We start from the raw sequence: 9,865 nt of genomic DNA on the forward strand, positions 1-9,865 counted from the left end.
CGATGCCGGGCCCGTTATCTTGTACGCCGATTTTGTAGCGGTTCTCACCGGTTTGCTCGATGTGCACCCACAGTTCCGGCAGAATGCCCGCTTCTTCGCAGGCATCGAGCGAGTTGTCGACCGCTTCTTTCACGGCGGTGAGCAGCGCCTTGCGTGGATTATCGAAGCCCAGCAGGTGGCGGTTCTTGGCGAAGAATTCGCTAACCGAAATATCGCGCTGCGCCTTGGCCATGGAATGGGCGGTGGCGCGCTGCCTGCGGCGCGAACCGCCGGAATGCTGGGCATCTTCCATGGGCTCGTCGGCAGCGTGATCGGCAGGGGCTTCCTCGGCGTGCGTTTGGCCGTTCGCTGCGTCGCCGTTGAGGTGCGCGGGTTCCTCAGAGGCTGTGGAATCTTTGCGGTGTGCGCCGGGTTTTTGGTCGCCGGCCGGTTTCGAGGCCCGTGAGGCTTTGGCTTTAGCGCGAATCAAGGCTGTTTATCCCCCGTGCTGGCTTGACGTTACATCTTTCGACCATTTCTACCGTGCGGCATGCGTGACGATGGAAACTGGAGAAATTATATCGGTCGTAGGGCCAGCATGACAGGTGAGTTTCCGTTACCAGCCGAGTGCCGCGCTTGTTCGACAAAACCTGCCTATAATGATTCACCCCTACCGGCGGTGCAAGCCGAAGAAGGCACAAGAGACCGCTGGGCACTTCCCGCCCACGTCTTGCCTACCTGTTTGACTCACCGAGTTTTGTTGGTTCCCTTCGGTTAGTTCCTTCCCGATTTTTCCCGCCGATTGTTTCGTCGCCTGCGCTGACTTTTCCCTGCGTGCAATTGCCTGGCATGCATTTGTGCGCTGTGCAGCGAGCGCGACGAATGAGTTCCCGCCCGTTTGTTTCTGTTTTGCATTTCCCAGGAGGAGGATGAAGCATGAGTACGCATTTGTCCGTGCGCGCCCGGCTAATGACGCGCGCCATTCGAGCTGCGGCATGGGTTGCGGCCACCGTCATGGTGTCGCTGGTGGTGAGCCACAAAAGCGCGCAGGCCCAAGATTATTGCGGACCCTGTTCGCGGCCCGATTTGTTTTACAACTACTACGTGCCGCCGGTAGCTTGCCCCTGCACGGGCGGAGCCATGGGAGCGCAATTGTATCCTTGCCCGCGCCCCACGCCGCCGCTGGTGGGCCAAACGTACATAACGTATCAGCCGCTGGATCCGGCCGAGTTTTTATATCGCCACCATCGTACCTACTATCGAGATAACGGACCGTACGCCGGCGTGACCAAAACTCATGTGCTGTGGTGGTGAGCGAAGGGCTGAATGACGACGAATTTCGAATGACGAAAAATTGAGGAGGCTTTGCGATGAAATCGATTTCAAGCCGCGCGGCGCTAGCGCTGGCCGTGTGTGGATTGTGGGCGGGCGCGCTGTCAGCCGAGCAGCCACAGAATTATGCCTATCGGCAAGCGCAAGTGTTGCCTTGGCACAACGGTTATTACGATCCGTACTGGGGCGAGCCCATCGCTCTGGTCGTGCCGCCGAATGCCGAATTTCAAGCGAATTACGGCTGGGGCGTGGGGGGAACACGGGTTTCGCCCATTTACCATCAGTTTGGTCGACCTTTTCCCGGCTGGTACGGCAACGTCCCCACTGGCCGGTTTTTACCGACCCCCAATTGGCCCAGCGACACGCAGCAATTCGGCGTGTATTACGTTCGCGGACCGTGGTAAGCAGAAGTGGTCAGTCAGCGGCTTAGTGGCGATGAAACGCACTCCGCTAGCGCGTCGCGGCTAAACAAATGGCCGGCGACCACACTATCCACTGACCACTGCTAATTCACTGCCATCGGGCAGTTCGGCGCTTCCTCCTCCTGCGTCGGGCTGCCCGATTTTTTGCGCGCGTAAACCCATGAGGGCTCTGTACCATTCGCAAATCAGATCGTTGGCGCGCGAAGAGCGAAAGTCACAAAGCCAAAGTATGACGAAGTGCGACTTCGACCTGATTCATCAAAGAGCAGGAGCCGATGGCTCGATCGATTTCCTGTTCCAGTATGGTCGCCAGGTTGTCCGTCATAATGACGGAATCGGTACGAAGACCCATTTGTTGGCCATCGGATGAAGACGATTGTACAGTGATTCGGCTGACGTGCCCGGCGCGGTTCTGGTTACTGCTAATCATGGCAACGATCATTTGGGCCAAACCGGTCCCTAATCCATCAGCCTGGACAACCAACGCGGGACGACGCTTGACGGTGCGCAGATTCGAGTCTGGGAATAAAACCAATACGACATCGCCGCGGTTAACTGGCATCGTAGGCATCCATTTCCGGACGTTGCCAATCTTCGGCGAAAGCTGCCAGACGGGCCCGCAAATCGGCGGCCTGTTTTTCGTCGATGCCGCGGTCGGCAAGATCGACGCTTTGGGATTCAAGGAACGTCACAATGACTTGCTGATCATTTCCGTCAGGCGCGGGCTCCAATAACTCGACCCGACCGTTTCGACACACGCCTTTGATTGACTTTAGCATCGTAATGCCCTTTATATACCACCGAAGTCAAAGCTCGTCATACACCGCGTCCTCGTCGGCGTAGGAATCGAGCAAATGTTTCATTGCGATTTCACGCCAAACAGACAGCTCTTCCTCGGATTCAACAAGCACGGAAATACAGATCGCGATTGCCGGGCGTAGCGTGTATTCGAAACGACTTCTCGCCGATGGCTATTATATCATTTCGGCTTGGCATTGGCGTTTGCATTATTTTCGCCGTAATGCTGGATATCGACGAACACGTGCTGGCCGCGGTTTTCGTGGGCGAGCTGAATTAAGCTGCTGGTGGGACGCGGCTTGTCGGCGAATTGGATCACGTCAATGATGGTGCCGCCGCCGTTGAGGCGATCGATGCGCTTGAGATCGTCGGGCGTGGGATCATCTTTTTGCTCGCCGTCGGTCAGCAGAAAAATGACATCGGGCCGTTGCCGCAAGGCTAGCGTGAGCGCCGCCATGTGATCGGTGCCGCCGCCGGCTTCCATGCTGGAAATAAAATCGGCAGCCTGGCGCTTGTTGGCATCGCTGGCAAAAATCAGCCGTCCATGGGAAGAGCCCAAATCGAATAGCCGCGGCTGATCGTTGTAAAAAATCAGGTAGAACTGGCTGCTTTCGTCCAAATCGTTCAGGCTGGCGAGCAATTGTTTTTTGGCTTCCCGCAGCGGCTTATCTCCATTGTCCCCCATGCTGGCGGAGCGATCGAACACGTAGACAAATTTGTTCCCCTGCGCTTCCAGGCCGAACAGCTTGGTGTGCGCATAGCTGGCCGAGGGATCGAATTTTTTATCGTTGGGCTCCGCTGCGAAAACAGCAGTGAGCGAGCAGGCTAGCCAGAAAAATACCGAAAGTAAAAGTCGCCAGTTCATACTTATTATTGTTTCTTCAATCGGGCTTCAGCACAATCTTGCCGGCCAGGGTGCCCGATTTGCCGACAGTGCTTTCTTCCTGCAATTTGTGGGCGGCGGCGGCTTGCGAAAGGGGCAGCACACGATCGATGCAAGCTTTAATTTTGCCGGCGGCCAGCCAGCGGTTGATTTCGTCGGCGCAGGGACGTTGTTCCTCCGCGGTAGCATTGAACATCGCGAAACCGAACAGCGAGCAGCCTTTCACATAAAACGGGCCGACGGGAAACGGCGGGCGGGCATCGCGGCCGGCCATAATAATCATCCGGCCGCGCGGGGCAAGTAAATCAACTGCTTTGTCGAAATTGGGCTCGCGGAGCGTTTCCCAATACACGTTGAGTCCGGTCGGGGCCAAGCGCTTCACTTCGGCGGGTACATCTTGCGTTTTGTAATTGATGGCATGGTCGGCGCCGAGTTGCAAACATTTTTTCACCTTTTCGTCGCTGCCGGCAGTCGTGATGACTTTCGCGCCGATGGCTTTGGATATTTGCACCACCATGGAGCCGACGCCGCCGGCGCCGCCGTTGACGAACAGCGTTTCGCCGCTTTGCAGTTTGACATATCGCAGCAAGCCCATGCTTGCGGTGATGCTGACCAGAGCCACCGCGGCCGCGGTTTCATTGCTCACGCCGGATGGAGTGGGATACAGAAAATTTTCGTCGACGGCGGCATACTCGGCGAACGTGCCTTGCCGACCGAGCAGCCCTTGATTGCTCCCCCACACACGGTCCCCGGCCTGGAAGCGTTTGGCTTGTGGCCCTACAGCTTCTACCGTGCCGGCCAAATCGCACCCGACGATAAACGGCAGCGGCAGCGGCATTTTCACGGCGCCGGAGCGAATGTAGGTATCGATAGGATTCACCGCCACCGCGCCCACTTTCACCAACACTTGTGTGCCGCTGGGCTGTGGCTGGGGAAAATCGCCGTAGATAATGTTTTCAGCCGGACCGGTCGCGTTGATGTAAGCGGCTTTCATGGCGGCGAGGGGTTAGGGGTTAGAGAGTAGAGGATAGGGTATGCGGGGCGCGTTTAGCCGCGACGCGCTAGCGGAGCGCTGAGCAGGTGAAGGGGTGAACGGATGATGGGGTGATGGAGGAAAATTAGCGGTTTATGGTTCCAATTTCCCAGGCGGCGCCGGCGTGGTATGTTTCAAAAATGGGCCAGCGACCAGCGGCCAGCAGTTGGTGCATAATCGGATGATCGCATGACGGTGTCAACATAACGAAATAACAATGCCCTGTAGGAAGCGCACTCGGCTATCGCCCCTCGTCCCTAACCTCTCGCCCCTCATTCCTTTTCTCTATGCTTCACATTGTCATCATGGCTGGCGGAGCGGGCACGCGGTTTTGGCCGGAAAGCCGGGCCGCGAGGCCCAAGCAATTGTTGCCCTTGGCCGGCGAGCGCACCATGCTGCAAATGGCGGTCGATCGGCTGGGCACGCTGGCCGTGGCCAAGCAATTGTGGATTCTCACCGGGGCCGCGCTGGTCGATGCCGTGAAAAAGCAGCTTCCGCAGTTGCCGCCCGATCATATTCTTGGCGAGCCTTGCAAGCGCGATACCGCGCCGTGCATCGGCCTGGCGGCATTGTTGTTGGCCCGGCACGATCCGCAAGCGACCATGGCCGTCATGCCGGCGGATCAAGTGATTCAGCCCGACGATCAATTTCAACAGGCGGTTTCCTTCGCGGCGGCACTGGTGGAAGAAAGCCCGGGGCGAATCGTCACCTTTGGCATCAGGCCGACTTACCCGGCGACCACCTTTGGGTACATCGAGCGGGGCGAGCCGCTGGAAAGCCAATCGGCCGGCAGTGCGGGAAAAAAAAGTTCCAGCCTGTTCTCGTTTCACGTTTCGCACTTTCGCGAAAAGCCGCCGGCCGCCGTGGCGCAGGAATATTTATCCTCAGGCAAATTTTACTGGAACAGTGGCATCTTTGTGTGGAAGGCGGCCACAATTATTTCGGCGCTGGAGCAACGCCAGCCGGAAATGCTGGCCCGGCTGCAAAAGATTGTCGATGCCTGGGATCAGCCCAGCGAGCAGGAAGTGTTCGCCCATGAATTCGCGGCGATCAAAGGCATTTCGATCGATTACGCCGTGATGGAGCAAGCCGCTGATGTGGCGGTCATCGAAGCGCCATTCACTTGGGACGATGTGGGCACCTGGCAGGCGGTGGCGCGGCTGGCCGGTACGGATGCGGAAGGCAACACCATCGCCGGCAGGCATCTGGGCATCGACACGCACGGCTCCATTATTCGCACCGACGAGCACCACCTCGTAGCCACCGTCGGCGTGCACGACTTAATTGTAGTGCACACGCCCGATGCTACTTTGGTGGCCAATCGCAGCGACGAAGAATCGATCCGCAAAATTGTGAAGCTGCTGGAAGAACGCGGCTGGAAAGAGCATCTGTAATGATGTGCGGCAAATGGCGAATGGAAATCCGGCGGCTATAATGGACGGCCATGGCAGCAGCAACTGGCCGATTAGCGGGAATTGATTTTGGCACGGTGCGAATTGGCATCGCCATTACCGATCCCGAGCGGCGAATTGCCAGCCCGTTGGCGAATTACACTCGGCATGGCGCAGCGGCTGATGCCGAATACTTCCGGAAATTGGCGGCGGCGGAAAACATTGTGGGCTTTGTGGTCGGTCTGCCGGTGCACTTGGACGGGCGCGAAAGTCAGAAATCGGGCGAAGCGCGGCAGTTCGGCCAGTGGCTGGCGCAAACGACCGGCGTGAACGTGGTCTTTTTCGACGAGCGATTCACCACTTTCGAAGCCGAGCAAGCGCTACTGGGCGCCGAACTAACCAAAAAGCAACGAAAAGCGCGGCTGGATAAACTGGCGGCCCAAATTCTGCTATCCGCCTATTTAGAAGCTGGCTGCCCGGCGAGCTGCGAACCAAAAGGAATTGGATCGTGAAGAATGCGGAATGCGGAGTGGGGAATGCGGAGTTGTACCCGCGGATGAGTTGATTTTGTGTCTCAATAGTGCGATTGCGAAGCGCGTTTGTTGCCACGCGCTTGCCCAGGTGGCGGCGCATTCTTAAAATCGGGCGGCGCGGAAGTCGGTTCAATGGTTTGTCGCACGCCGACCATTTACTATTCGTCAAATAACCAGACGCCAGACTACCAGACACCAGACCACAAGACACCTTTCAAAAATGCTCCAGCGTAAGCCCGTTTTTCCCAACGTCATTGAAATGAACTATCAGGCCGGGCAGCGGCTGGGGTGCAATGTTTATTTGGTGTTCGACAAAAACGAGTGGGTGCTCATCGACGTCGGCTTTCAGGAAACAGTCGATCAAATTATCAATTTAATTCGCCAGCTCGATTTTCCCTTGTCGAATTGCAAAACCGTGATCGCCACGCACGCCGATGTCGACCACATTCAGGGTTTGGCACGCGTCAAGCAGGCACTCAAGGCCAATGTCAGCGGGCATCCCAAGGCCGCCGAGCCGCTGGCCAAGGGAGATAAGCTGAAAACATTTGCGGAGGTAGAATCGCAAAATATTCACATGGAAATGCCGCCGGTCAAGCTCGATACGCTCATCAACGACGGCGACATTATCCACATCGGCGATTTGAAATTGGAAGTCTGGCACACGCCTGGGCATACCGACAGCCAACTTTCGTTCCGCTTGGGCAAGCTGCTTTTCAGCGGCGACAATATTTATCGCGATGGCTGCGTGGGGGCCATCGACGCCCATCATGGCAGCGACATTCCCTCGTTTTTGAAATCGCTGCGGCGAATTCGCGAAAGCGATGTGGAGTGGCTGCTTCCCAGTCACGGGCCAATTTTCCGCAAAAATAACGCGCTGCTCGATCAGGCCATTAACCGCCTGGAAGGTTATTTGCACATGGCCGATTGGGGCACGTGTGCCATCGACTGGCCGCTGATGGACGAATGGGATAAGGAACTGGAAGCGGGCCTCATGCCCGGCGGCGATTGATGCAAGCCGCAACTTATAAAGCCGCGACCGTTGGTCGCGCTGCCGCTAGTTCAATCCACAAAAGCCGCGACCGTTGGTCGCGCATAAAGCGCCATCACCCTTTACGTCAGCGTTAAAGTTTGACATTTGCCGCGGACATCTTCCTCTGCATGTCGTAAACTCTGCTGCTTGTGCCGCATATTCCCTCAATGCCGCGCGGCACGGTTGTCGATGCTGTAACTGACAGGCAAAGTTGGCCGCCGGGCTCCCGCCCGCCTCGTGCTAGCATGGTCCCTTTGCCTGGCAGCACATTACTTGGCAGTGAATCGAAAGACCCGCGATCGACAATTGCCGCACCGCAAGTTCGGTGCGTCTGGAGTCGCTCGGTGCATTTGCTTTTGAGGGGGGATACCGCATGATTCGCCGCATTCTCATGGCGCTGATTTGCGCCGCCGGCCTAGGATTCTTTGGCCACGGTTCCCAGGCCAAAGCCCAGGAAGCCTACGGCCGCCAATGGGCTTCCACGTACAGCACGCAAGATTGGGACCGCTTCTACCATTATCCGTACGTCTATTACCCACAGAACTTTTGGAGCGACGATTATTACCGCAGCTCCGAAAGCTTGTACTACCGTTATCCGCCCGAAATGCGCATTCCGGTGTACAACAAATCCTGGCACAACGAATACCCGCAGTCTGCCCAGTGGGATAAATGGATGCACTACAATTATGGCCCGGGCCAGGCGCGTTATCACTGGGGCCACCAGTTTATTCTGGACACGTTCTGAGCGGGAATAAAATCGCCAGGCAATTGCCTGAAACACCCGCAGGTTCCTGCTAAGCCGCTAGCGGCTTAGCACCATAAGGTGGCAGGCTCGGGCGTTTTACTTCGTCCACTCGGCGATAAACCTGTAAATTGCTTCGGCGGCTTGTTCCACTTCGGCCACCGGCACCCATTCGTCGGCGGTGTGGGCTTGCTTGATGGAGCCGGGGCCAAACACCACACTGGGCACGCCGGCGCCGTCGTAGCAAAAGGCATCGGTCCCAAACGCCACGCCCAGGGTTTGCGGCGTGCGGTTGGTGGTGGCCTGAATGGCGGCCACGAGCCGCTGGGCCAAGTCATGATTGTGGGCATCGTTCAAGCCGGCGCTTTGCATGAATGGCGGATCGTGCTGGACATATTTTTCCAGCGAGGTGTGCGCGGCCACAAAATCGATCACGTGTTGCCGCGCCGGTTCCGGCTGTTCGCCCGGCACCAAGCGGCGATCGATCTCAATGGTGCAGTGGTCGGGCACGGTGTTCACGCTGAGGCCGCCCGTAATGGTGCCGACGCTTAACGTGGGCCGCCCGCACAGTGCATGCTCCGCCAGCTTGCCGGCGACGCTGTGCTGATAATCTTTCAGCGCCGTTAACACCGCCGCCATGCGAAAAATGGCGTTTTGACCCAATTCCGGTTGCGAGCTGTGCGAAGCCCGGCCCAAAGTGTGGCACCGCCAGCGGACCATGCCCTTGTGGGCCACCACCACGTTCAAATCGGTTGGCTCGGCGACAATTGCCACATCGGGCCGGCGCGGAAAAATGGGATTCGGCTGTCCCGACCACAGCCGGCACAAGCCCGTCGCGCCGGTAAAGCCATGCTCTTCGTTCACGGTGCAAGCCATGACGACGGTGGGGCGCGGCCGCGCATTTTCTCCCTCTCCTTTCGGGAGAGTGCCGGGATGAGGGTGCTGCTCTTCTCCTTCTCTCTGTGCCAGAGGGTGAGGGTGCTGCTCGGCCAGTCGGACCATCGCCCCCAGCATGCAGGTCATGCCCCCTTTGATGTCGCAAGACCCGCGCCCATACAACCGGCCGTCGCGCACTTGCGGATCGAAGGGCGCAATGGACATTCCCTCCACCGGCACCGTGTCTTGGTGCGCTTCCAACAACAGCAGCGTTCCGCCGTTTTCTACGGCCGGGTAGCCCTCAAGGCGGGCCAGCAGGTTGTCGCGCTTTTCGGCAATGTGCTGACGCCAGGTGGGAATTTTGTAGCGCGCAAACAATTGCTCCAGATAGTTGGTTAGCTGGTGCTCGAAATACTCCGGACCGCTGGCCGGCAAGCCCATCGGGTTAATGCTCGGCGTGGCCACCAGGTCGCGAAGCGTGGCGAGTAAATCGAGAGGCATGAGAAAAGCTGTTCCATGAAAATAAAAAGGCCAAGCCACCGCCTGCCAGAACGATGATAGCGAATTGCCGGGAAAAACCGCAGGCATGCGCCGTCGAATTCCCCCCAATAAAGAGGATTGTTGACGAGTTACCGGCACCACATATTAGTAAGCGAGCGGAGGGCAACCTCTAGCTCGCGCCCTTCGTAGGTACCTGCCCCACCTGCGAAGGGTTCTTTTTTTGCGCAAATGCCTAACGAGCTGCTAAGTTGAAGCAATGTAGCATAGCAACGACGCTAAGTGGCGTGATTTGGCAGTATCCTTGACGTTACGGGCGCATATCCACTAGGATTTGGCAAGGTTCAA

At 57.6% G+C, this 9,865-nt stretch carries 12 protein-coding genes; 6 read left to right on the plus strand and 6 right to left on the minus strand.

The window, feature by feature from the left end; genetic code table 11:
• Window positions 1-469 (minus strand): hypothetical protein (locus VFE46_10065; protein HZZ28333.1); only part of this gene is annotated, 469 nt, incomplete at its 3' end.
• Window positions 470-915: 446 nt separating this feature from the next.
• On the opposite strand from VFE46_10065, the gene VFE46_10070 reads away from it, so the two are divergent.
• Together VFE46_10070 and VFE46_10075 are read left to right on the plus strand one after the other, a co-directional pair.
• Window positions 916-1,293, plus strand: a complete 378-nt coding sequence (locus VFE46_10070; GenBank protein HZZ28334.1) for a hypothetical protein — start codon at window positions 916-918, stop codon at window positions 1,291-1,293.
• A 56-nt stretch (window positions 1,294-1,349) separates the two neighbouring features.
• Entirely contained in the window at window positions 1,350-1,715 is a 366-nt protein-coding gene (locus VFE46_10075) for a hypothetical protein (protein HZZ28335.1), read from the plus strand.
• 232 nt (window positions 1,716-1,947) lie between these two features.
• On the opposite strand, the gene VFE46_10080 is transcribed toward VFE46_10075, so the two are convergent.
• From VFE46_10080 to VFE46_10095, 4 genes are all read right to left on the minus strand, one after another.
• Entirely contained in the window at window positions 1,948-2,295 is a 348-nt protein-coding gene (locus VFE46_10080) for a type II toxin-antitoxin system PemK/MazF family toxin (GenBank protein ID HZZ28336.1), read from the minus strand.
• Window positions 2,285-2,512 carry a hypothetical protein gene (locus VFE46_10085; protein HZZ28337.1) on the minus strand — a complete coding sequence of 76 codons (228 nt, stop codon included), beginning with the start codon at window positions 2,510-2,512 and terminating at the stop codon, window positions 2,285-2,287. Before VFE46_10085 ends, VFE46_10080 begins: the two co-directional genes overlap by 11 nt.
• Before the next feature lie 200 nt (window positions 2,513-2,712).
• Entirely contained in the window at window positions 2,713-3,396 is a 684-nt protein-coding gene (locus VFE46_10090; GenBank protein ID HZZ28338.1) for a VWA domain-containing protein, read from the minus strand.
• 16 nt (window positions 3,397-3,412) lie between these two features.
• Window positions 3,413-4,408 carry an NADPH:quinone reductase gene (locus VFE46_10095; protein HZZ28339.1) on the minus strand — a complete coding sequence of 332 codons (996 nt, stop codon included), beginning with the start codon at window positions 4,406-4,408 and terminating at the stop codon, window positions 3,413-3,415.
• A gap of 326 nt (window positions 4,409-4,734) precedes the next feature.
• Between VFE46_10095 and VFE46_10100 the strand changes: the two genes are divergently transcribed.
• The 4 genes from VFE46_10100 to VFE46_10115 all read left to right on the plus strand — a co-directional run bounded on the left by VFE46_10100 (window position 4,735) and on the right by VFE46_10115 (window position 8,146).
• Complete coding sequence (locus VFE46_10100) at window positions 4,735-5,841, plus strand: mannose-1-phosphate guanylyltransferase (GenBank protein ID HZZ28340.1); 1,107 nt, start codon at window positions 4,735-4,737, stop codon at window positions 5,839-5,841.
• Window positions 5,842-5,891: 50 nt separating this feature from the next.
• Window positions 5,892-6,350 (plus strand): Holliday junction resolvase RuvX, encoded by a 459-nt coding sequence (gene ruvX, locus VFE46_10105; protein ID HZZ28341.1) that lies wholly within the window; start codon window positions 5,892-5,894, stop codon window positions 6,348-6,350.
• A gap of 241 nt (window positions 6,351-6,591) precedes the next feature.
• Entirely contained in the window at window positions 6,592-7,380 is a 789-nt protein-coding gene (locus tag VFE46_10110; protein HZZ28342.1) for an MBL fold metallo-hydrolase, read from the plus strand.
• Window positions 7,381-7,792: 412 nt separating this feature from the next.
• Window positions 7,793-8,146 carry a calmodulin-binding protein gene (locus VFE46_10115; protein HZZ28343.1) on the plus strand — a complete coding sequence of 118 codons (354 nt, stop codon included), beginning with the start codon at window positions 7,793-7,795 and terminating at the stop codon, window positions 8,144-8,146.
• A gap of 96 nt (window positions 8,147-8,242) precedes the next feature.
• Here the strand turns inward: VFE46_10115 and VFE46_10120 are convergent, their stop codons facing one another.
• Window positions 8,243-9,607 (minus strand): M20 family metallopeptidase, encoded by a 1,365-nt coding sequence (locus VFE46_10120; GenBank protein HZZ28344.1) that lies wholly within the window; start codon window positions 9,605-9,607, stop codon window positions 8,243-8,245.
• Window positions 9,608-9,865 lie beyond the last annotated feature (258 nt).

The sequence above is a fragment of the Pirellulales bacterium genome (assembly GCA_035656635.1).
In the GTDB taxonomy this organism is placed as follows: domain Bacteria; phylum Planctomycetota; class Planctomycetia; order Pirellulales; family JADZDJ01; genus DATJYL01.